This is a genomic window from Variimorphobacter saccharofermentans, assembly GCF_014174405.1.
Classification (GTDB): Bacteria; Bacillota; Clostridia; order Lachnospirales; family Lachnospiraceae; genus Mobilitalea; species Mobilitalea saccharofermentans.
The window spans coordinates 1,271,454-1,293,876 of record NZ_JACEGA010000001.1 but is presented as its reverse complement, the minus strand read 5'-3'; the positions used below and the strand labels follow the sequence as shown (position 1 = coordinate 1,293,876).

Genomic DNA, 22,423 nt, shown 5'->3' with positions numbered 1-22,423 from the left:
AATAATCTATGCTTTAGCTGCTACCCAGGCCTGCTTTAAGTCCTCTCTCATATCAATGACTGCCTGTCTTGAGGCATCCGCATAGGCTTGGGATCCAAATTTCTCATAAGCCTTCAGCTTATAGGCTGCGATAATGCCTCTGGAGGAATTCACAATTGCGCCAAGTCCATCCTTATTAAAATAAGGGACTAAGTCCTCTGCTTTTCCTCCCTGTGCGCCGTATCCCGGAACAAGTATATAAGCCTTGGGCATTAACTCACGCAATATCTTTCCCATCTTCGGATAAGTAGCACCCACTACAGCTCCCACGTAGCTGTATGTACCACCCATATGCATCTCGCCCCATTCAGCCACTTTCTTTCCAACTAGTTCATAGAGCGGTGTATCGCCAACCAATTGATCCTGAAAATCTCCGCTGGATGGATTGGAGGTCTTTACAAGAATGAATACTCCCTTCTTCTCTTCCTTACATACCTCTAGGAATGGAAGTACACTATCCCCACCCATATAAGGGTTTAATGTGACAAAATCCTCATCGAAGCCCCGGAAGGTGTTTTCTCCAATGGTTACCTTACCAAGATGTCCGGTAGCATATGCAGCTGAAGTGGAACCAATATCCCCACGTTTAATATCGCCGATTACTACCAGGCCTTTTTCTTTACAGTAATCCACTGTTTTCTTGAACGTCTTCATCCCCTCTATACCAAATTGCTCATACATTGCAATCTGAGGCTTTACAGCCGGGATTAAATCATAAGTAGCATCCACAATTCCTTTGTTGAATTGCCATATTGCTTCTGCCGCTCCTTCCAGATTCTCTCCCTTTTCGTCGAACGCCTTTTTCAGAATGTGCTGAGGCACATAATCAAGCATTGGATCAAGTCCGACAACAATTGGTGCATCTGTCTGTTCAATTTTCTGGATTAATTTGTTAATCATTTTCCGTCCATCCCTTTCTTCCTATTGTTCTGCTTTGATCATTCTTTTCAGTATATTTCGCTTAACTCACATTCTCAGAACGATACACCATTCTTCCCGCTACAAAGGTATATTCAATCCGACCCGTGACTTTCCGTCCATGAAATGGGGTATTCTTTCCCTTAGAGAAGAACTGCTTCTTGTCAATGGTATATTCTGCATTCGGATCCGCAATTACCAAATCTGCTACATAGCCCTCACCGATACAGCCTTTGTCAATACCAAGGATTTTAGCAGGGTTGCTACTCATCTTCTCTACCATTTGCTTTATCGTTAAATATCCCTGCTTTACCAATTCTGTATAAGTTAATGCAAATGCTGTTTCAGATCCCACAATACCAAATGGGGCTTCTGCAAAGGATTTTGATTTTTCCTCTTCCGAATGTGGTGCATGATCCGTTGAAATGACATCAAGTATATTATTTCTTAAGGCTTCCTTTAAAGCCTCAACATCGTCACGTGACCTTATGGGCGGATTCATTTTATAGTTTGTATCCGCTGATAGAATGTCCTCGTCCGATAAGGTAAAGTGATGCGGACATACTTCCCCGGTCACCTTAAGGCCATCTTTTTTCGCAAGAGCTAACATGGCGACGCTATCCTTAGTTGAACAATGACATAAGTGAAGTGTTGCACCTGTTTCCTTCGCAAGTAATATATCTCTCGCTGTAATGATATCTTCTACCGCATTGCATATCCCCGGAAGTTGAAATTCCTCCGATTTTTTTCCTTGGTTGATGACACCCTTGCCTACCAGGCTTTTATCTTCACAGTGTGCAAAAATCAGAAGATGATTATTCGCTGCCTGCCTCATTGCTTCTGCATATAATGCAGTGTCCATAACAGACTTACCATCCTCACTGAGTGCGACACAGCCTGCCTCTTTTAGTTTTTTCACATTTACCAGTTCTTTTCCGTCCTGTCCCAATGTTACAGAGCCCACCGGAAGGATATGAACCACTGCCTCTTCCTGAGCCTTTTTCAATAGGAGTTTAACCATATCTGAACTATCAATAACCGGTTTCGTATTGGGCATAGGGCAGATTGTAGTATATCCTCCAGCCGCAGCGGCTTTCGATCCAGTCGCAATCGTCTCCTTATACTCATATCCGGGTTCCCGAAGATGGACATGTAGATCGATGAAGCCAGGCATAACATACTTGTCTTTAGCATCAATCAGGGTAAACCTGACTCCCTTCTTGTCCGCTTCCTGTTGAATTTCATCGCTGTCAATCTCCTTCTTTACAGCTCGAATGATTTCACCCTCCAGAAGAAGGTCGTAACACCCTTCCCGATCGGATGCAGGATCAATTACATATCCATTCTTGATTAATGTCAACATATCATTACTCCTTAGTTTCATTCTTTCCTTTTATTCGGATGTCACCAGAGCTATTTCTAACTCGTTAAACCTGTCCCAGCAGATAATTAATAAATTGTTGAGCGGTTCTTCCTGATCTGCCTCCATGGGACAGCTCCCATTTATTCGCCTCCGCACATAGCTCATCATCCGTTAAGGTAATTAAGTCATGCCGTCTCGCCAATTCCTTAACGATTGTCAGGAATTCTTTCTGTGCCGGTGCAGAATAATTAATGGTAATACCAAATCTGGCTACTAAGGACAGCTTTTCCTGAACGGTATCGGATCGATGGATTTCATCTGTCTTTTCCATATCAGAGCGATCGTTCCAGGTCTCACGGATAAGATGCCTGCGATTCGAGGTCGCATATATTAATACATTATCCGGCTTTGTTTCCAGTCCGCCCTCAATAACCGCTTTTAGATATTTGTATTCAATTTCGAATTCTTCAAAAGACAAATCATCCATATATATAATAAATTTGTAATTACGATTTTTAATGCGAGCAATCACAGCGGATAAATCAACAAACTGATGCTTGTAAATCTCTATCATCCGCAAGCCGTCACGATAATACTCGTTCAGTATGGCTTTTACAGAAGTGGATTTTCCCGTTCCACTGTCACCGAATAATAGTACATTATTTGCTTTTTTACCCTCTACGAACGCTTTCGTATTATCAATAAGCTTCTTCTTCTGAATTTCATAGCCTACCAGATCAGAAAGCATAACCTCCTGTGTGTTGGTGATTGGAAAAATCATTAGCTGATCGTTCTCACGATTGATTCGAAATGCTTTATTTAAGCCGAACATTCCTACACCGTATTCGCGATAGAAATTTGTAACACACTGAAAGACTTCCTCTTCGTCCTTCGCCTGCTCAATCTGCTTACTAAGCATCTGAACCTTCTCGCTTACATTTCGATTATAACGGCTGCTACTTTTCTCAATTGCCTGATAATTGCTGATAACCGAAAAGCAATTGATACCCAAGGCTTCCTCTAAAGGTTTAAAATCATAGTCAAACAATGCTTTAAATATCTTGAAATCATTTTTAGCAAACTGGTTCACCGAACCGTCTGTTGCACCGACTTTCTCACAGGTCAGGCTAAAGGGATTCTCTGCATTAGCCAACAGGTATGCCAGATAATTATGCCAAAGATTATGATTGAAGCCATAATCCGTAGCCAACACCAGCAGATGATTAATAAAGGAGAATATTCGTGAGGTTATGGCCTCTTTATTAAATATATCTTCCTCAACATTGCTCGCTATGCTGTCATACTCCTTAATGATATCTGCCAGATCAAATAACAGGCAGGGCTTCCCAAGCTCTTTATAAATGACTAACTTTGATATTAATCGGTACATGCTGTTCCTTCTTTCCTATATTATACTACCCTTATCTTATGTCCTAATAGATCCCATTCTCTATACTCAATGACGAAATGATTACCGTTACATTCTTTCCGGTGCATCAAAGCCAAGTAAATCGATACAGGTTAGTAACTGCTCCTGCACTAAGGTAATCAGTGTGATCCAAGATGCCTGTTTCTCTTCGTCTTCTTCCGATATGATTTTATTATCATGGTAGAAGCTGTTAAATGCATTGGCCAGATCATAAATATAGGAACAAATTCGATGCGGCGCCATCTCGGTATATGCAGTAGCTATCATCTCATTAAATTTAGTAAGCTCCAGCATCAGTGCACGTTCCGATTCAGATCCTGCTGCCAGGATTATGCTCTGGGATGGAAGTCCCTTCTTCAGTTCCGCATATTTGGCAAGTATGGACTTGATTCTTACAATCGTATACAGGATATAAGGTCCTGTATCTCCTTCAAAGGCAGTAAAGCGGTCCACATCAAAGATATAATCCTTAGATACCTGATTGGATAGATCTCCATACTTTAATGCTGCAAGTCCTACCTTTTTTGCAACCTGTACTGCTTCTTCCTCCGTCATGCTCCGGTTTTCCATAATCTTACGGTATACCTCATCATTGACATTCTTGATCAGATTCTCAAGGCGCATAACACCGCCTTCTCTTGTCTTGAAAGGCTTTCCATCCTTACCATTCATTGTACCGAAGCCAATAAAGTTAAGCTTTGTGTCCTCCTTAACCAGCTTGGTCTTTTTCGCACAACGGAATACCGTCTCAAAGTACAACTCCTGACGTTTATCGGTAATATATATAATCTGATCCGGTGAGAAAAGCTTCATTCGTTCCACAATAGTGGCCAAATCGGTTGTATTATATAAGGTTGCTCCATCGGATTTTAATATCATACAAGGAGGGATTTCCTTCGTATCAGTGTCTTCCTTTACATCTACGACCAATGCTCCTTCACTGATTCTTGCATAATTGTTATCCTTGAAATACTGGATCATCTCCGGTATATAAGGCTGTGCATCACTTTCCTTCTTCCACAGATCAAAGGATACATTCAAGGTCTCATATATTTTCATCAGGTCAGTAACCGAAACCTCCAGCATATGGTTCCAGATGGCGGTATATCCGCGATGTCCGTTCTGAAGTAAATATGTGATCTGCTTTGCCTCTTCTCGAAATTCCGGATTACTTTTTGAATATTCACTGGCAGCAGGATATATCTCTTCTAATTCTGATATTGTAAACGGAGCTTCCTTAGGATAATCTCCTGTATAATCCTCATTAAAGTATACAAGCTCCGGTTTTCTCCTTTTCAGTTCAGCAATAACCAATCCCATCTGGGTTCCCCAGTCTCCTAAATGAGCGTCACCAATGACTTTATTTCCAAAAAATCTTAAGATACGCTTAAGACTTTCTCCGATTACAGCGGAACGCATATGACCTACATGAAGAGGCTTTGCAATATTTGGACCACCATAATCAATAATAATGGTTCGGGGGTTATTCTCATTCTCACAGCCGAATTTCTCTGACTTCTTCATCTCGTTTAAGTAATTGGCTAGAAATTCATCACTTAGGGTAATATTAATAAATCCCGGCATGATTACTGTTACCTCTTTAAATATCGAATTCGATTTTAAGCTTTCCACTACTGGCTGTGCTATATTAATTGGCGCAGTTTTGTATTGTTTCGCTGCTGCAAGTGCGCCATTACATTGATATTGACATAAATCAGGGCGATTTGACAGTGTTACCATACCATATTTCTCATCATACCCGAACTTAGCAAAAGATTGCTTCACTTCTTCAGAAATTAACTCGATTATTGTTTTCATATCTTGCTCCAATCCGCCGCCTGCTACGGCTTAATATAACAAATAAGACTCCTTTGAATTACTGATTGTTTCAGACTTTCGTCCATAGCAGTATCCTATCCAAATTCATCTTAACTCAAACATTACTTTATCATAGATCATCTTCATTGTCATCATCTAACATAAAAATTTCCTTTTTCACCACTTGTGACAACCCAGATCCTATATATCGCAGATTGAGAACAAAAACAATTACATCTCATAGACTGCTTTCGTATATTATATATAAACTTTACCAAAGGACTCCCATATGTTGGAATCCCGTATGTGAAATATAACAAAAAAATGTAATATTTTAAAATAAAGGCTGTTATTTTTTTGAATTATGTAGTATATTAATTTATATATAAACATTCAATTATGAGAATTTTGTGTACATAATGTATCGGGGGTACAAGAGTCGGATTTTCTCGTTATTATGAATGCTCGGAGATAATCTTGAATTACGAAAGGAGAAATAACATGTTCGGGCTTTATTTTGGAAATTACTTAGTAGAAAAGAATAAAATTTCTCAAGCACAATTTGAAGATGTTATGATGCAACAGCAAAAAACAAGAGTAAAGTTAGGCTTAATCGCTGTGGCAGAGAAATTGTTAACAACCAAACAAGCAGAGGAGATTAACGATATCCAAAGAAAGATGGACAGACGCTTCGGTGATATTGCCATTGAAAAAGGCTATCTTCTCGCAGAGGAGGTTACACATCTCCTGAATATGCAAGGCAATCCGTACCTGCAATTCGTTCAAGTACTTACCGAAAATAATATACTCACCATACAGGAAATCGAGAGCTATCTGGAAGAGTATAGAAAAGATAACAACTTCTCAGCATGTGATATTGATGCCTTAAAATCTGGTGATATTGATCGTATTATTCCCGTTTTTGTTGATGTTAACATTCCCTTCAGTGGTGAATGCATCAGTTTGACTATTCGTAATATTGTTCGGTTTATTAATAATAATATTGTTCTTAAAAAGGCATATACTGTGAATGAATATTCTTTTGGTTCTCTATCCTATCAGAACATGGTTGGTGATCAACAGATTTTTGTTGGTTTTGCCAGCAAAGAAAAAGAATTATTAAATATTGCCAGTCCATTTGCGAAAGAGGAATTTACCGATTTGGATGAAGATGCATTTGATGCCGTATGTGAATTTATTAACTGTACCAATGGTTTATATGCTTCTAAGTTAAGTCACGAGGACATACATATTGATATGACTCCTCCTCTATTTTCCAATAAGAAAAAGATTTCTTCAAAGGGAGAAATTCATGTTGTTCCGGTTATTATAAATGGTGAACAAACGGACTTACTCGTAGCAGTAAACAGCCCGGTAAGTATTAATTAGGAGGGAACTAGAATGGCAAGAATTCTATTAGTAGATGATTCAAAAACATCAAGGAAAATATTGAGAGGTATTTTAGAAGAGAACGGTCATGAAATTATTGGCGAAGCCATTAATGGAGAAGATGGTGTTGCCAAATATAAGGAATTGAAGCCGGATATCACAACAATGGATATTACAATGCCAGTATTGGATGGTCTCGAGGCTTTAAGACAAATCGTGGAATTTGATAAAAGCGCAAAAGTGATTATGGTTACTGCTGCTGGTCAGAAAACTAAAATGGTTGATGCTGTGAAGTATGGTGCGGCTGAGTTTCTTGCAAAGCCTTTTGAAGCCACTCAGATTATTCAAATAATCAATAAAGTAATAGAAAGCTAAGAATATAACATCAAAAACGGTAGAAAATACTTTACGAACTTTTTGTCGACATGAATTGAGGTTATCGATGATAGCGTATGCTTACATCGATAACCTCTTTCTGATACTCCAATCTTTCCACCCATATAAGGATATTGCATTTTACCGATCAGGGATAATAATGGCAGCGATAAAATATGCGAGAACACCAAACCCTGTGAAGCCAAAGATCACCCATAATAAACGAACTACAGTAGGATCAATATTGATATACTCTGCAACTCCTGCGCATACTCCGCAAAGCATACGATTAGTGTTAGAACGATACAGTTTTTTTGGTTCCATAAAACTCCTCCTTTAATGAAATGATATTTCTATATTACCAATTCCACATTCTAATTCAATATTATTATCTGCATTGTTATTTGAAATTCTTTTTCCTATACTGTGATACTGATCTCCATCAATGCGGATACTACCTATTCCGGCATCGATATCATAGGAATAATCCTCTTCCTCTCCATCCAATTCCAGTTTAACATTTCCCACATTACAGTTGATATAATTATCACCGTAAATTGCACCATTGATCTCTACACTACCAACACCACAGTCAATGGAAACATCCTTCGCATCTAAATGTTTAATATTCATATGGCCGGTACCAATATTAAATCTTGTTTTTTCTGATATTACGAGTTCGTCCACAATTAATTCACCCGCATCAACCTGGAGCTCTCCGCGCTTTGCGTTAATAGCACCAACCGTTAGCATTCCTGCGCCTACACTCAGTTTACACTCCTCTACCGTATAATTCCTTGGAACAGTAATCGTAATATCGGGGGTAAAATCATCCCAATGTACCAAGCCACGTAAGGAAAATCTACCATTAAAAAGACGTAATTTATTTTCTGCATTGTCCTTGATGAACCATGTCCCGTCGCTTACATAGGATTCAAAATCATCATATGGCAAATTGCTTGCTTTAATGGAAAATGTGTCCCCTTCCATTATATTAATCTCTCCAAATTCTATGTCCAAATCAATACTGGATATGTTATCATAACTTTCATTAATCGAAAATGTTGGTATGTCATCAAAATTGCCTGTAGTGATAGCAATAATAATGATACCGATACCGAATATAAGCGCAATTAATGCTATACTTAACCAAACCTTTGCAAATGCTTTCATGCCGCCACACTCCTATTCCTAAAGGGTAATCTACAAATCTCTACAATTCCTTTGAACATAGCCGGTATCACGGTTTTGCAAAGAGCTGTGCAAGCTATGGTGAATAGCATACCCAAACCAAGTACGACTAATCCAAATCCACAAAGCAGGAATCCAAGTATAGGAATACTCATCTGCACCAGTCCGGCAATAAAAAGTCCTACTCCAATCACCATCATGACAACTCCTGCTATACCAAAGCCAAATACGATACCGAATAATGCCGCTATCAAACCAAACATGGTACCTAAAACCGGTAAGATGATCGGTGACGCAAGAATACATAGGATAATGACGAGTCCTATATTGGTATTTCGGATCTTCTGATCATTGCGGTTTGCCTCACCATTCGTTTGCTTTTGTTCATTCTGTGTAAAGCCGGAGCTTGCTTCACGATTACCGGAATTCCCCTCCGAAGTCTGTTTCTGCTCGGATGCCTTTTGAGCAGCTCCGATAATCTCAAATTTATCATCCTTATATACGGTGTCCTGATAGCCTTTCTCCGTAAAATACCCCCGATTATCACGATCACTATTATCCGAATTCAGATCAGCTTTGATCAATGCAGCTACTCGCTTTGGAGAACCTAGTTCTTTCATAATCTCTTCTTCATGCTCTTCCCCTGCATCCTCGAAATAACCATTATAATAATTCAAAGCCTCTTCTCTTTCTTCCAAAGGGATATCCATCAATAAGCTTTCGAGTTCTTGCATGAATTCTGGCTTTGTCATCTATTTCACTCCTTCAAAAATATAATTTATTTTCTTATAATAACTTTCCCACTCTTCACAATAAAGCCTAAGTTGTACCTTACCTTTATCCGTAATCTTATAATATCTGCGGTTTCTGCCTCCAAACTCTAAATCATATACTTCCAAGCAATCTTCCTTTTGGAGTCTTCTAAGCACCGGATATAAGGTTGATTCTGAAATCTCGATAGCCTGACGGACATCCTGGGTGATCTTATATCCATAGGTTCCTTCCGGTTCCTTTGAAACTACAGCTAGTACAATTGCATCAAGCAATGCTGAACCGGTATTAAATACCATATAATGCACTCCTTTCTGAATACCTTTATTATATAATATATATTATGCTATGATATTGTTTTGATGATAATACTATATATCATATAATATTATATGTCAATATTTTTTTATTAATTTTTTTGATATCCTGTATCGTATATTTGCACTAATACATAACGCAAATCTTAATTATATATTTTCATAAAATAATGTATTAAGAAAATCATCGCAATGAAAAAGAAAAAAGTGCATATCAATTTACGACATGCACTTTTAGCAATTTCACTTTCTATCTGATATCCATTTCTACATATTCCAATATGCACTGGGCTGTTGATAGTCGATTCCTTTTTCCATCAGGTTCTTTCGGATTGATTTATTAAGATTCTGCTTCAATTGATTAGCTATTGCTTCGGTAAAATCACTGTAAATCTGCTGCCCTCTCCCAATTTACTTTCTACGGATACCCGACCTCCATGTGCCTCAACTATTGATTTAACGATTGTTAGACCGATTCCTGATCCTCCGGTTAATCGGTTGCGGGATTTGTCAGCACGATAAAATCGTTCAAAGATATAGGGCAATTCTTCAGAAGGGATTCCTATTCCATTATCTTCCATATAAAATCCAGTGATCTCCGTGGTTTCAAAGAGTTCAATCTGAACATGGCACTTCTTACCGGCATACTTAACCGCATTCATAAATAGATTTACAACTACCTGCTGAATACGATCTCGGTCAGCATAAGCTGCAGTATGGGGTCCTCTGATATCAACTGTGACCTGTTTCTCTTCTGTTCCTTTATCAAATGTATTCACCACTTTATCAATCACCGAGTACAAATCCACTTCTTCTTTCTCTAATTTTAAATTCTCGCTTTCTATCTTCGCCAAATGTTCCAAATTGCCTACCAGCTTTCCAATATGCAATGCTTCATCAAAACAGCTTTGAAGACGTTCAGGCGTTGCTTCCCACACTCCCTCCATCATTGCTTCAATATAGGACTGCAATATGGTTATCGGGGTTCGTAATTCATGTGCCACATCCTCTGTAAGCTGCTTCCGTAGCTTTTCTAATGTCTCCAAGGAAGATGCCAGATGGTTCACCGATTCCACTAATAATTTCAGCTCTTTCGTTCTACTATCTTCTTCTAATCGAATGGTATAATTACCGTCTGCAATTAGTTTTGTAGCTTCCACTGTTTTAAGAATTGGTCTGGAGATTCTTTTGGCCAGAAAATGTGCGACCAGTAGTGATGCCACCAGTGAAAAGCCTCCCACACCGAGTAAAACAATATTCAGGGAGCGTAGGAAACGGAAGTCATTATCATTTAGATAAAACGGTCCAAAATAACTAATACTCACGGTACCTATCCTCTGTCCACTATTGATCAGGGGATACTCCGTTGCATAAAATTCACCATCCAGCTGAGGATACTCTATTCTCATTCGGGTAGATATCTCATCCATGATCTGATGACAGAGTCTCATATCATGAGCTTGAGCATCCCATAGTATCTCACCCTCTTTGTTATATACCTTAATAATATAGCCCTCATAAAGCGAGAACATCCCGATTGCATGGACATAATCCGTGTTCCACTGGTTGGTATCTAAGGTATATTGTTGACTGATGCTGGATGTGATTACCTGCGCCTTCAATTCCTGCTGCCTTCCAAGATAGGCTGTAAATTGCTGATTAATAAATACATTCGAAAGAAAGCTGATGATTGCTATGGTAAATAAAACAATAAACAGGAGGGAGGAAGACAATTTTGCCTTTATGCTTCGCATATGATTACTCACCTCCAAATTTGTAGCCTACTCCATGAATTGTTTTAACATATACCGGTTCTCTGGGATCTGTTTCAATCTTTTGCCTCAGGTTCTTAATATGGGTATCGATTGTTCTATCGTACCCATCAAAGTCAATTCCAAATGCTGCTTCAATCAATTCCTCTCTGGTAAATACCTTATTGGGATACCCCATTAACGTAGATAAAATACGGAACTCATTGGGTGTCAGCTTCACTTCCTGTGATTGCTTCATAACACTGCGTCTTTCAAAATCTATTATTAAATCTCCGTCTTGGAAGGAGCCATTCCTTAACAATGGCTCTATATCATCTGCAGATCTGCGTAGAACCGCTTCTATTCTCGCATATAGTGCATTCAGACGGAAAGGCTTCGTAATATAATCATCCGCTCCAATTCCTAAGCCATTGAGTATATCCCCTTCATCTGATTTGGCTGTTAACATAATAATCGGAACTCTGGATTTTTTACGCAGTAATTTACATACTTCTTCCCCCGAGATTTCAGGTAGCATAAGATCTAATATCACCAATACAATAGGTTCCTGTTCAAACAGTTCAAGTGCCATTCTTCCATCCTTCGCCGGAATCACAATAAAATCCTTGCTTTCCAGAAAGGATTTTATTACATCTCTTATCTTCTCTTCATCTTCTACTACCAGTATCTTTTTCTTCTGAGTAATCATATTACCTCCCACCAGGATTCTGAATTCGCACTTCTCCAAGCTTATTTCCACCGTTCAAATATAACAGATGCCTCCATAAGAAAATCCTTTGAAATAGTGATTGTATCCTCATTTACACTCTTATATTCATCAGTAATCGGAACAGGGTTACAGCCCCCTCTGGTTACTTCTATATCATCCATACGAAATCGGTTGCCACAATTCTGGCATATCAGGGATTCGCCCTCCTGCTTATAATATCCTCTTCCTGAGTTAAAGCACACCTGACAGGTATTAAAAGCCGTACGTATTGAACCGTCCGATGCCTTCACAGCAATAACCTCCAGCTTTGTTCCGTTTATTTCTGCCGGATAAAATGTGGCTGTTTCTGTTACATCCTTAACTGATATTATAATATCATTATCTTTTACTTCCGTAATCCCCTTCGACTGACTGCTGGAGGAACTCTTTGTCTCATCCGGTTTTATCATAAATGCTGCAATAATAACTGCTGTAACTGCTAGTGCAATAAATGTGATTTTCTTAGCATTAATGGTATATCTGTTATTCCTTTTACTCATCCTTCATTCTCCTTCTACTATCGTACATGATTATAAGTTATATGTCAAAATGTGACTGATAAATATAGAGCTTATTACTTGTTTTGATTTCTTTCGTTTACTTCATTCAGATCATCTACTATGGTAATCTTGCTCCGAATCATTCCCATCCAACAACTAAAAGGAACAATACCGGATTCCTCCGGAGTAAATTCAATCAGATTATCCCCCTCTTTTAGTCCAACCTGAAGATTATATTTTGGTACAATAATTGCGTTATTACAGCCATTGACATCCCTTGCTTCTGCCTGAATAATCCATTTAACTGGAATACCCTTTTGAACGGTAATTGGTTCATATCGTCCGGAGGCCAGTCCGGTTGTTACAATCTGAACATTCCCATCAATTCTGGCAATATTACTCGATGCTTCCTGCTCGGTGGAAATTGGTATGGTCGGAAAGGTAAAACCGGATAAGGCGATCCCACTGTTGAACATGAACACTCCAAGTACTAGTACAAGAACAGCACTTGCTGTCATCATTTTTCCAGTATACTTTTTATTCAGTACGGAACTTAATACTCCAAATGTAAACATCAGTGGAACCGTTCCAACACTAAACAGGAACATGGACAAGGCTCCCCTGACTGGGCTTCCCGTTGACAAAGCATATATCTGCATTGCCTGTAACGGACCACAGGGCATTAAACCATTCAATACACCAATGATGAACGGACTACTGACACCCCTTTTCGCATATATCAATTTAGCAACAGCTTTAGGCATTCTCGGACTGAATTTACGAAGCCAGGGAACTGCATTCAGCATGTTGAGTCCCATGATCAACATAAAGGCACCTGCAATTATTTGCACAATCCCCTTCATTGCTCCAGAAAAGCTGATTACCGATCCAAGTGCTCCAACGATACCGCCAATCACTGTATAGGATATAATTCTTCCAATATTATATAGGAAACTCGGCTTCAACGAAGAAAACCGATTATCTCGTTCATTTCCTTCCTTATTACTTGTGACGCATTGTGACAGACAAATACCTCCACACATTGCCACACAGTGAACTGACGTTAATAATCCAATTAGAAATAGCATTCCATAGCCCATTCCCTCCCTGGCTACGGGGAAAAGATTTATTATATTCCATAATCCAAAACGCTTTATTACAATATAAACAGCCAGTATAATTAACAATATTCCTATCGTATTTGTAATATCATAACCATTTTCAGCCTTCTGTGGTACCTTCTCCTGTATCATATAATCGTGTAATGCTAACACTTCTTTAATTTTTCTGAGATCTGTTCTATTCTTATCGTAGGTTATAACCACTACTCCTTTGGAATAGCTGGCTATTACACTCTTCACACCCTCTAAGGCGGACAACTCATGCTCAATAACATTTTCACAATGAGCACAAGTCATATTTTCAACCGTCAATGTCTTTGTTATTATACTCGATGTCATGAAAAAGCCATTCCTTTCTGAAGATCTACACACATCAGAGAATGCTCTCCGATGCCGGTACGGTTTAACTATGGGTATCATAACAATAGGATGTGAAGATATTATGTAGAGGGAATGGTGATCTTATAAAGAATGAGACACCAACAAAAAAGCTGCAAAAATCAGTAAACTAATAACTGATTTCAGCAGCTTTTATAAGCATTATTTATTTCATTTCTTACTTTCTATTCTACCAGATGCCCTGAGCCAACATAGCATTTGCAACCTTCTCAAATCCTGCAATATTCGCACCTACAACATAGTTGCCTTCTGCATTGTATCTTTTTGCAGCATCGTCCAGGTTGTGGAAGATATTAACCATGATTTGCTTTAACTTTGAGTCTACTTCCTCAAAGGTCCAGCTTAAACGTTCACTGTTCTGTGTCATTTCCAGAGCAGAGGTAGCAACACCACCAGCGTTTGCAGCTTTACCCGGTGCAAACATTACTCCGTTCTTCTGTAAGTACTCTGTTGCATCTAAAGTAGTAGGCATGTTAGCACCTTCGGCAACAGCGATACAGCCGTTTGCCACCAATACCTTTGCATCCTCAAGAAGTAATTCGTTCTGTGTAGCGCAAGGAAGTGCTACGTCACATTTTACTGTCCATACGCCTCTTCCTTCATGATATTCGGAATTCGGTCTGTATTTCTTGTATTCTGTTAATCTTTCACGCTTAACTTCCTTGATTTCTTTAAGAGCTTCTACATCAATACCATCCGGATCATAAACCCAACCGTTAGAATCGCTACAGGTTACGCATTTCGCACCAAGCTGATGAGCCTTCTGTATTGCATAAATTGCAACATTACCTGATCCAGATACTGTAACAATCTTACCTTTGATATCCTTACCATTGCATTTTAACATTTCTTCTGTTAAGTATAATAAACCATAACCAGTTGCTTCTGTTCTAGCCAAGGAACCACCAAAGGTTAATCCCTTACCGGTTAATACACCTTCATAGGAGCCAGTGATCTTCTTATATTGACCATACATATAACCAATTTCTCTAGCTCCGGTACCGATATCACCAGCAGGCACGTCAACATCAGCACCAATGTATTTATATAATTCGGTGATAAAGCTGGTGCAGAAAGCTAATACTTCTCTGTCTGATTTGCCCTTAGGATCGAAGTCAGAACCTCCCTTACCACCACCAATTGGAAGACCTGTTAAGGAGTTTTTAAATATCTGCTCGAAGCCCAAGAACTTAATAATTCCAAGGTTTACGGAAGGATGTAAGCGTAATCCGCCCTTATAAGGTCCAATCGCATTGTTGAACTGTACACGATAACCGGTATTCACTTGTACATTACCATTATCATCTACCCACGGTACTCTGAACTTAATCTGTCTATCCGGTTCAACAAGTCTTTCAAGAAGTCCTTCCTTTCTGAATTTTTCTTCATTTGCATCAACAACTGCACGTAAGGATTCCAGTACTTCCTTAACAGCTTGATGGAACTCCGGCTCAGCCGGGTTTTTCTTAACAACCAATTCAATTACTTCATCAACATATCCCATTTTTTTATCTCCTTTATTATAAAACAAAACAATTTTTACCAATTTAAACAATAAAAAAGAGCGCAATAAAAAAGTCAAATGCGCCCTTGTATTTGATTTTTTAATAATATCAGAAATATGTCATAATTGCAAGTATTTTTTTACATATATTCTATAAGATATCCAGCTAGGCCGAATTTGATACTATGGAATTCTTTCCATGATGAAAAATATATCCAATTCCAGCGTTTTGTGATATAATGCTTGAATAAACAAGCAGGCAAAATATGTAGAATAAGAAATATCATCTGCTTATTATCAAAATTTAACCTATTGATATAGAGAGGTAAGGAGAACTATATGGCCTTAGATGGAGTTGTAATAGCAAATTTAGTAAAGGAATTGCAGGACACCCTGCTCGGAGGAAGAATCAGTAAGATTGCCCAGCCTGAGAAAGACGAATTGCTCCTGACAATAAAGGGGCAGTCCCGGGAGCAATATAAATTACTGCTTTCAGCCGGAGCTGGTCTCCCGCTTATTTATTTAACCGAACAATCAAAGCCAAGTCCGATGGCCGCACCGAACTTTTGCATGCTACTTCGGAAGCATCTTAATGGTGCTAAGATTCTTGAAATCTCACAACCGGGTCTGGAACGCATCGTAAATTTCAAGCTGGAACACCTGGACGAGCTGGGTGATCTGCAAGTGAAATATCTCATTGTTGAGTTAATGGGAAAGCACAGTAATATTATATTCTGTGATGAGAACCTGGTAATACTGGACAGTATTAAGCGTATTAATCAATTCGTGAGTTCTGTTCGTGAGGTATTGCCCGGAAGAGATTACTTTATTCCGGCTACTACTGAAAAGTATGACCCACTTACGATTACTTATGAGGTTTTCCAATCTACGGTTCTTAAAAAGCCCCTTCCGATTGGTAAAGCACTCTATAATACATTAACCGGAATTAGTCCCCTCATCGCCAATGAGCTCTGTTGCCGTGCTTCCCTTGACGCAGAGGAACCCACGGAAGCTCTCAGCGAAGTGGCAGGACTACACCTATACAAAACATTGGAACGCCTGATTGAAGACATTAAAGACGGCATGTTCTACCCGAATATTGTTTCACTAAATGGTACCCCTGTGGAATTCTCAAGTGTGACGCTGACTTGTTATAAAAGTCATGAGGTGCAAACCTTCTCTTCCATCTCATCACTTCTTGAGGCATATTATGCTGCTAAGAACTCTGTTGCAAGAATCCGGCAAAAGTCGGCTGATTTAAGAAAGGTAGTGTCCAATGCCATAGACCGTGCCGCTAAAAAATACGATTTACAACGGAAGCAATTAAAGGATACGGAAAAGAAGGATAAATACAAGGTATACGGAGAACTGATTACAGCCTACGGTTATGAATGTGAACCGGGCGCTAAGGTTCTCACTGCACTCAACTATTATGATAACAAGGAGATCAATATTCCACTTGATCCAACCATGTCCGCCATGGAAAACGCAAAGCAATACTTTGAAAAGTATAATAAGCTAAAACGTACCTTCGATGCATTAAGTACTCAGATACAGGAAACCCAGGATGAGCTTACTCATTTGGAATCCATAAAAAATGCATTGGATATTGCCACTGATGAAAATGACTTAGCAGAACTTAAGCGGGAGCTTACGGAGTTCGGATATGTGAAACGGAAATTTGTCAGTGGTAATCGGCAATTAGAAAAGAAATCATCCACTAAGAAGTCAAACGGAAAGAGCAAGCCGCTTCATTATATCTCTTCTGATGGTTACCACATGTATGTTGGTAAGAACAATTTTCAGAACGATGAACTAACCTTCCAGTTTGCAGATGGCGGTGACTGGTGGTTCCATGCCAAGAAGACGGCGGGCTCCCATGTTATCGTGAAGGCTGGCGGTTCAGAGCTTCCTGACCGAACCTTCGAAGAGGCTGCCAGACTCGCAGCTTATTACTCCAGTGCAAGAGATGCCGAGAAGGTTGAAGTTGATTATACTCTGAAGAAGAATATTAAGAAACCAAGCGGAGGAAAGCCTGGCTTTGTTGTGTATTATACCAACTACTCCTTACTCTCTCCCACGGACATTACAGGAATAACCCAGGTGCAATAATATAAGAGTGGAGTAAGTCTAATCCATTCACTCTTCAGTAAGTGCTAGTGCTGCGCACACTGACTGATCAATTACAATATGCAGCACAGAAAGAGGGAATGCTATGATATTGGCTGATTATCATGTTCATTCTGTTTTTTCAACAGATTCGAATACCCCAATGGAACATATGATAGAGAAGGCACTCCAGCTGGGTCTTAAGAGGCTATGCTTTACCGATCACATGGACTATGATTATCCTAATCCAAGTGAATTTATCTTCGATCCTGAAGTTTATTTCGACCAGATTCAACTCTTAAGGGAACGTTATAAAGATAAAATAGAAGTACTTGCCGGAATAGAATTAGGCTTACAGCCTCATTTATCGGAACGTCTCAGCAATTTGACCAGGCAATATTCCTTTGATTTTATCATTGGTTCCTCCCATGTGGTAGATCATTGGGACCCATACTACCCTGAGTATTGGGAAAATCGTTCTAATGAAGATGGGATACGAAGATATTTTGAATCAATTATTGAGAATTGTAAGGCTTATCAAGGTTTCCATGTATACGGTCATCTTGATTATATTATCCGATATGTTCCGACTACAACCAGCAAAAGCGCATCCTATTCCTACTCCGATTATGCTGAACTGCTGGATGAGGTTTTAAAAACAATTATTTCTTATGGAAAAGGAATTGAGATTAACACAGCAGGACTAAAGTATGGTCTGGATTATGCACACCCGATACCTGATGTGTTGAAGCGTTACAAAGAGTTGGGTGGCGAACTGATAACCATTGGCTCCGATGCTCATAAGCCCGAGCATCTGTGTTATGATTTTCACGTCATTCCGTCTTATCTGAAAGAGTTAGGATTTCAATATTACGCCAACTTCGTAGAAGGGAAGCCGGTTTTCGAAAAACTTTCATAAATTCCATAATAATTCAGGGTTTGTAAGCTGCAAGTGATCCAATAAGGATCACTTGCAGCTTACAAACCCTGTTCTATCTCTCATGAAACCTGATGATATCATTGATACCTCGATTCAGTTATCTTATTTTCTTATACCGCTTATCGAATGATGGTTCCGCCTCCGACAACATAATCTCCCTGATAGAATACTACCGCCTGTCCTGGAGTGATTGCTCGTTGCGGCTCATCAAAGGTACACAGAAGCTCATCCTCTGCGGTCTTCTTAATCTTACAAGGTGCGCCCTTATGGCTGTACCGTATCTTTGCTTCTACTTCCATTTCTCCATCCAAATCTTCTATTGCCATAAAATTCAAACGATTCGCTTTGAGGCTATCGGAAAATACCTCGTTTGAATTTCCGATTACAACCTCATTGGTCTCAGGTCGAAGCTCTAGTACGAATACGGGTTGTCCCATAGCAAGACCCAGGCCCTTTCTTTGACCCACCGTATAGTGAACCAAGCCCCGATGTCTTCCAATGATCTCTCCTGCAGTATTAATATAATTACCTGGTTCAAAGCCGGTTACCGAGGGGTTCGCACCGAATTTTGAATCTGTATTCTTATTATCTGCTGTTTTCTCATTTTCTAAAAGATAATTTGAGATAAATTCGGCATAATTATTATCTGATACAAAACAAATCTCTTGACTATCAGGCTTGTTCGCCACAGGCAGCTTTAACTCATTTGCGATAGCTCTGATTTCGTCCTTTGAGTACTCACCTACCGGCATTAAGGTATGGGCGAGTTGATACTGCGTCAGATTATATAAAGCATAGGTCTGATCCTTAGCCTGTGTTACTGATTTTTTAATGGCATATCTGCCATTTGGCAGCTTTGCGATGCTCGCGTAATGACCCGTCGCAATATAGGAAGCTCCAATATCTAGGGATCTCTTTAATAATGCTTCCCATTTCACATAGCGGTTACAGGCAATACAAGGATTTGGCGTTCTAGCCTGAAGATATTCCGATACAAAATAATCGATAACATCTCTTCGAAATTCCTGCTTGAAATTCATAACATAATACGGAATATCCAGTACAGAAGCAACCCGTCTGGCATCCTCAACCGCTGAAAGTCCACAACAGCCTCCGTTTTCTTCCATCTTGCAGACATCCTCATCCTGCCATATCTGCATGGTAACTCCGATTACATCATATCCCTGTTCTTTTAAAAGGTATGCTGCTACAGAGGAATCCACTCCACCAGACATCCCTACTACTACTTTTTCCATATTAACCTCCAGGCATGATTACCCGTTATCTGTCTTTCTTACATGTCTAGTTAATATTCAATCTGTTCTTCTCCTTCATGAATATCTGACTTTGGCTTCTCTAATCCTTCTATCTGTATTCCCTTCTTCTCAGCATAATCCCAGAGTGCTGCATGAATCGCTTCTTCTGCTAATAAGGAGCAGTGAACCTTTACCGGAGGCAAGCCATCAAGTGCTTCCATTACTGCTTTATTGGTAACCTTTAATGCCTCATTAACACTTTTACCTTTCACAAGCTCTGTAGCCATACTGCTGGTAGCAACTGCTGCGCCACAACCAAAGGTTTTAAATTTCACATCATTGATAATACCATTGTCATCTATATCTAAATAGATACGCATGATATCTCCACATTTTGCGTTTCCAACTGTACCAACGCCACTGGCATTTTCTATTTCACCAACATTTCTTGGGTTAGTAAAATGATCCATTACTTTCTGTGTATACATTGTAAATCCTCCATTCTTTTTACAACCGTTTATCCTTAAGTTTCTATCTCTTTTTAATAAAATCCTCATAAAGCGGAGACATTTTACGAAGTTTATCTACAATCTCCTTAATCTTATCCACTGTATAATTAATCTCTTCCTCCGTATTCTCCTCGCTCAGAGTTAATCGTAAGGATCCATGGGCGATCTCATGAGGGAGTCCGATGGCTAATAATACATGGGAAGGATCTAAGGAACCGGAAGTACATGCGGATCCACTGGAAGCACATATCCTGTTCATATCCAGCATGATTAGCAAGGATTCTCCTTCTATAAATTGAAAACTAAAGTTCACATTATTCGGAAGTCTCTTGACCTTATCTCCATTTACCCGAACGAATGGAACCTCCTCTAATACTCGTTTCATCAGTAAATTGCGTAGTTTGATTTCTTTTTCCGTCCGTTCTTTCATTGTTGCCATAGCTAATTCTACCGCTTTACCAAATCCTACGATACCTGGTACATTTTCCGTTCCTGCTCTTCTTTGTCGTTCCTGTCCACCACCATGAATCAGTGAACGGATTTTAATTCCCTTTCTGATATAAAGGAAACCAATTCCCTTAGGGCCGTTCAGCTTATGCGCACTTGCACTCAGCATATCAATACCTAAATCATTCACATTGATATCCAAATGTCCAAATGCTTGTACGGCGTCTGTATGAAATGGAATCTTGTGCTTTTTGGCAATTTCTCCGATTTCCTTAATCGGTTGAATGGTACCAATCTCATTATTAGCAAACATAACGGATATTAGTATTGTAGTGGGGCGTATCGCCTTCTCTAATTGATCCAGTTTAATAATTCCGTTCTCATCTACATCAACATAGGTCACTTCTACGCCATGCTTTTCCAAGTATTCACATGTATGAAGGATTGCATGATGCTCAATTTTTGAAGTTATGATATGATTTCCCTTGTCTGCATATGCATCTACCGCTGCCTTTAGTGCCCAATTATCCGATTCTGAACCACCGGCTGTAAAGTAAATTTCTGAAATATCAGCTCCAAGTGCATTTGCAATGATTTTTCTTGCTTCATCAACAGCCTTTTTATTTTGGTTTGCAAATTCATATACACTGGATGGATTCCCATATAATTCAGTAAAGTAAGGAAGCATTGCTTCCACAACCTCCGGCCTGGTTTTCGTCGTTGCTGCATTATCTAGGTATATTTTATTCTCCATGTTGTCATCTCCTTATCTATGTTATAAACCACATGTTTGCTTTGCTTTAGTGTCGGTGGTGCTTGCTTCGGCCTGAACTCTTTTACTTTCAGCCACCAGTTCGGAAAGTTTTATTCCATCTACTGCATCATTTATACTATCACTAATACGCTTCCATACATATTTTGTTACACAGGAATCAGAGTTACGACAGCTGTTATCTCCAACAATCTCGGAGCAATCCACCGGATTCAAATCCCCTTCTAATGCTCTGAGAATATCACCTACTGAAATATCTTCAGCCGGTAATGCCAGCATATATCCACCCTGAGCGCCCCGAACGCTTTTCACGATTCCATCCTTTTTCAGCTTCGCTATTAATTGCTCCAGGTAGTTCATCGATATTCCCTGGCGCTCAGCAATCTGACTTAACGCTACAGTGTCTTCATCAGCATGCACAGCCAGATCTACTGCTGCTCGTAATCCATATCTTCCCTTTGTAGATAATTTCATACCACATTCACCTCGAATTCTTTACCAATCATAAGGCTCTTTACTATAAAATATTTTTACATTTATTATCTTAATTCTTACAAATTTAATTCCTATTAATTCAATTCCTATTAAATTAATTCCTATTAATTCACTTGGATTTAAATATATCACTATCTGTTTTTCCTGTCAATTGTTTTTTTACATAAAAAATTCCTATACCTCTTTCTATTTATTAGACTATTTGTAGATAACTGTAAGAATAATTCCATTTCTCTGTAAC

Annotated in this window: 21 protein-coding genes; 4 read left to right on the top strand and 17 right to left on the bottom strand. The window is 39.2% G+C overall.

The features are described 5' to 3' along the window. Positions 1-6: 6 nt before the first annotated feature. From pyrF to argS, 4 genes are all read right to left on the bottom strand, one after another. Positions 7-939: an orotidine-5'-phosphate decarboxylase gene (pyrF, locus tag H0486_RS05665; RefSeq protein ID WP_228352073.1), complete on the bottom strand. Its 933-nt coding sequence runs from the start codon at positions 937-939 to the stop codon at positions 7-9. A 61-nt stretch (positions 940-1,000) separates the two neighbouring features. After that, complete coding sequence (locus H0486_RS05660; protein ID WP_228352072.1) at positions 1,001-2,320, bottom strand: dihydroorotase; 1,320 nt, start codon at positions 2,318-2,320, stop codon at positions 1,001-1,003. 64 nt (positions 2,321-2,384) lie between these two features. After that, positions 2,385-3,710: an ATP-binding protein gene (locus tag H0486_RS05655; protein WP_228352071.1), complete on the bottom strand. Its 1,326-nt coding sequence runs from the start codon at positions 3,708-3,710 to the stop codon at positions 2,385-2,387. 87 nt (positions 3,711-3,797) lie between these two features. After that, positions 3,798-5,567, bottom strand: a complete 1,770-nt coding sequence (argS, locus tag H0486_RS05650; RefSeq protein ID WP_228352070.1) for an arginine--tRNA ligase — start codon at positions 5,565-5,567, stop codon at positions 3,798-3,800. Positions 5,568-6,068: 501 nt separating this feature from the next. Between argS and H0486_RS05645 the strand changes: the two genes are divergently transcribed. Continuing rightward, complete coding sequence (locus H0486_RS05645; RefSeq protein ID WP_228352069.1) at positions 6,069-6,956, top strand: chemotaxis protein CheX; 888 nt, start codon at positions 6,069-6,071, stop codon at positions 6,954-6,956. Between the two features lie 12 nt (positions 6,957-6,968). Then, positions 6,969-7,331 carry a response regulator gene (locus H0486_RS05640; protein ID WP_228352068.1) on the top strand — a complete coding sequence of 121 codons (363 nt, stop codon included), beginning with the start codon at positions 6,969-6,971 and terminating at the stop codon, positions 7,329-7,331. A 141-nt stretch (positions 7,332-7,472) separates the two neighbouring features. Here the strand turns inward: H0486_RS05640 and H0486_RS05635 are convergent, their stop codons facing one another. The 9 genes from H0486_RS05635 to gdhA all read right to left on the bottom strand — a co-directional run bounded on the left by H0486_RS05635 (position 7,473) and on the right by gdhA (position 15,654). Continuing rightward, the gene (locus tag H0486_RS05635; RefSeq protein WP_228352067.1) at positions 7,473-7,655 is read right to left on the bottom strand and encodes a PspC domain-containing protein; all 183 of its coding nucleotides are present in this window, start codon (positions 7,653-7,655) and stop codon (positions 7,473-7,475) included. A gap of 12 nt (positions 7,656-7,667) precedes the next feature. Continuing rightward, the gene (locus H0486_RS05630; RefSeq protein ID WP_228352066.1) at positions 7,668-8,504 is read right to left on the bottom strand and encodes a DUF4097 family beta strand repeat-containing protein; all 837 of its coding nucleotides are present in this window, start codon (positions 8,502-8,504) and stop codon (positions 7,668-7,670) included. Then, positions 8,501-9,274 (bottom strand): DUF1700 domain-containing protein, encoded by a 774-nt coding sequence (locus tag H0486_RS05625; RefSeq protein WP_228352065.1) that lies wholly within the window; start codon positions 9,272-9,274, stop codon positions 8,501-8,503. The genes H0486_RS05630 and H0486_RS05625 overlap by 4 nt, the downstream gene beginning before the upstream one ends. Then, positions 9,275-9,592: a PadR family transcriptional regulator gene (locus tag H0486_RS05620; RefSeq protein ID WP_228352064.1), complete on the bottom strand. Its 318-nt coding sequence runs from the start codon at positions 9,590-9,592 to the stop codon at positions 9,275-9,277. Positions 9,593-9,975: 383 nt separating this feature from the next. Next, positions 9,976-11,364 carry a sensor histidine kinase gene (locus H0486_RS05615; RefSeq protein ID WP_228352063.1) on the bottom strand — a complete coding sequence of 463 codons (1,389 nt, stop codon included), beginning with the start codon at positions 11,362-11,364 and terminating at the stop codon, positions 9,976-9,978. Between the two features lie 4 nt (positions 11,365-11,368). After that, entirely contained in the window at positions 11,369-12,070 is a 702-nt protein-coding gene (locus H0486_RS05610; protein ID WP_228352062.1) for a response regulator transcription factor, read from the bottom strand. A 41-nt stretch (positions 12,071-12,111) separates the two neighbouring features. Further along, the gene (locus tag H0486_RS05605; protein WP_228352061.1) at positions 12,112-12,630 is read right to left on the bottom strand and encodes a DUF2318 domain-containing protein; all 519 of its coding nucleotides are present in this window, start codon (positions 12,628-12,630) and stop codon (positions 12,112-12,114) included. A 74-nt stretch (positions 12,631-12,704) separates the two neighbouring features. Further along, complete coding sequence (locus H0486_RS05600) at positions 12,705-14,090, bottom strand: urease accessory protein UreH domain-containing protein (protein ID WP_228352060.1); 1,386 nt, start codon at positions 14,088-14,090, stop codon at positions 12,705-12,707. Between the two features lie 229 nt (positions 14,091-14,319). Next, the gene (gene gdhA, locus H0486_RS05595; protein ID WP_228352059.1) at positions 14,320-15,654 is read right to left on the bottom strand and encodes an NADP-specific glutamate dehydrogenase; all 1,335 of its coding nucleotides are present in this window, start codon (positions 15,652-15,654) and stop codon (positions 14,320-14,322) included. A gap of 339 nt (positions 15,655-15,993) precedes the next feature. Between gdhA and H0486_RS05590 the strand changes: the two genes are divergently transcribed. Then, positions 15,994-17,766, top strand: a complete 1,773-nt coding sequence (locus tag H0486_RS05590; protein WP_228352058.1) for an Rqc2 family fibronectin-binding protein — start codon at positions 15,994-15,996, stop codon at positions 17,764-17,766. Between the two features lie 103 nt (positions 17,767-17,869). After that, positions 17,870-18,682: a histidinol-phosphatase HisJ family protein gene (locus tag H0486_RS05585; protein ID WP_228352057.1), complete on the top strand. Its 813-nt coding sequence runs from the start codon at positions 17,870-17,872 to the stop codon at positions 18,680-18,682. Positions 18,683-18,822: 140 nt separating this feature from the next. Here H0486_RS05585 and mnmA read toward each other — a convergent pair whose 3' ends face one another. From mnmA to H0486_RS05565, 4 genes are read right to left on the bottom strand one after another with little or no spacing between them, the layout of a single operon-like run. After that, positions 18,823-19,959 (bottom strand): tRNA 2-thiouridine(34) synthase MnmA, encoded by a 1,137-nt coding sequence (gene mnmA, locus H0486_RS05580; RefSeq protein ID WP_228352056.1) that lies wholly within the window; start codon positions 19,957-19,959, stop codon positions 18,823-18,825. A 50-nt stretch (positions 19,960-20,009) separates the two neighbouring features. Beyond that, the gene (nifU, locus tag H0486_RS05575) at positions 20,010-20,447 is read right to left on the bottom strand and encodes a Fe-S cluster assembly scaffold protein NifU (RefSeq protein ID WP_228352055.1); all 438 of its coding nucleotides are present in this window, start codon (positions 20,445-20,447) and stop codon (positions 20,010-20,012) included. A gap of 43 nt (positions 20,448-20,490) precedes the next feature. Beyond that, positions 20,491-21,669, bottom strand: a complete 1,179-nt coding sequence (gene nifS / locus H0486_RS05570; protein WP_228352054.1) for a cysteine desulfurase NifS — start codon at positions 21,667-21,669, stop codon at positions 20,491-20,493. Between the two features lie 21 nt (positions 21,670-21,690). Next, complete coding sequence (locus H0486_RS05565; RefSeq protein ID WP_228352053.1) at positions 21,691-22,161, bottom strand: RrF2 family transcriptional regulator; 471 nt, start codon at positions 22,159-22,161, stop codon at positions 21,691-21,693. Positions 22,162-22,423: the final 262 nt, after the last annotated feature.

What these genes read in the sequence shown, in the direction of transcription:
- pyrF (WP_228352073.1), bottom strand. Translation starts at nt 939, where the DNA reads ATGATTAACAAATTAATCCAGAAAATTGAACAGACAGATGCACCAATT.
- H0486_RS05660 (WP_228352072.1), bottom strand. Translation starts at nt 2,320, where the DNA reads ATGTTGACATTAATCAAGAATGGATATGTAATTGATCCTGCATCCGAT.
- H0486_RS05655 (WP_228352071.1), bottom strand. Translation starts at nt 3,710, where the DNA reads ATGTACCGATTAATATCAAAGTTAGTCATTTATAAAGAGCTTGGGAAG.
- argS (WP_228352070.1), bottom strand. Translation starts at nt 5,567, where the DNA reads ATGAAAACAATAATCGAGTTAATTTCTGAAGAAGTGAAGCAATCTTTT.
- H0486_RS05645 (WP_228352069.1), top strand. Translation starts at nt 6,069, where the DNA reads ATGTTCGGGCTTTATTTTGGAAATTACTTAGTAGAAAAGAATAAAATT.
- H0486_RS05640 (WP_228352068.1), top strand. Translation starts at nt 6,969, where the DNA reads ATGGCAAGAATTCTATTAGTAGATGATTCAAAAACATCAAGGAAAATA.
- H0486_RS05635 (WP_228352067.1), bottom strand. Translation starts at nt 7,655, where the DNA reads ATGGAACCAAAAAAACTGTATCGTTCTAACACTAATCGTATGCTTTGC.
- H0486_RS05630 (WP_228352066.1), bottom strand. Translation starts at nt 8,504, where the DNA reads ATGAAAGCATTTGCAAAGGTTTGGTTAAGTATAGCATTAATTGCGCTT.
- H0486_RS05625 (WP_228352065.1), bottom strand. Translation starts at nt 9,274, where the DNA reads ATGACAAAGCCAGAATTCATGCAAGAACTCGAAAGCTTATTGATGGAT.
- H0486_RS05620 (WP_228352064.1), bottom strand. Translation starts at nt 9,592, where the DNA reads ATGGTATTTAATACCGGTTCAGCATTGCTTGATGCAATTGTACTAGCT.
- H0486_RS05615 (WP_228352063.1), bottom strand. Translation starts at nt 11,364, where the DNA reads ATGCGAAGCATAAAGGCAAAATTGTCTTCCTCCCTCCTGTTTATTGTT.
- H0486_RS05610 (WP_228352062.1), bottom strand. Translation starts at nt 12,070, where the DNA reads ATGATTACTCAGAAGAAAAAGATACTGGTAGTAGAAGATGAAGAGAAG.
- H0486_RS05605 (WP_228352061.1), bottom strand. Translation starts at nt 12,630, where the DNA reads ATGAGTAAAAGGAATAACAGATATACCATTAATGCTAAGAAAATCACA.
- H0486_RS05600 (WP_228352060.1), bottom strand. Translation starts at nt 14,090, where the DNA reads ATGACATCGAGTATAATAACAAAGACATTGACGGTTGAAAATATGACT.
- gdhA (WP_228352059.1), bottom strand. Translation starts at nt 15,654, where the DNA reads ATGGGATATGTTGATGAAGTAATTGAATTGGTTGTTAAGAAAAACCCG.
- H0486_RS05590 (WP_228352058.1), top strand. Translation starts at nt 15,994, where the DNA reads ATGGCCTTAGATGGAGTTGTAATAGCAAATTTAGTAAAGGAATTGCAG.
- H0486_RS05585 (WP_228352057.1), top strand. Translation starts at nt 17,870, where the DNA reads ATGATATTGGCTGATTATCATGTTCATTCTGTTTTTTCAACAGATTCG.
- mnmA (WP_228352056.1), bottom strand. Translation starts at nt 19,959, where the DNA reads ATGGAAAAAGTAGTAGTAGGGATGTCTGGTGGAGTGGATTCCTCTGTA.
- nifU (WP_228352055.1), bottom strand. Translation starts at nt 20,447, where the DNA reads ATGTATACACAGAAAGTAATGGATCATTTTACTAACCCAAGAAATGTT.
- nifS (WP_228352054.1), bottom strand. Translation starts at nt 21,669, where the DNA reads ATGGAGAATAAAATATACCTAGATAATGCAGCAACGACGAAAACCAGG.
- H0486_RS05565 (WP_228352053.1), bottom strand. Translation starts at nt 22,161, where the DNA reads ATGAAATTATCTACAAAGGGAAGATATGGATTACGAGCAGCAGTAGAT.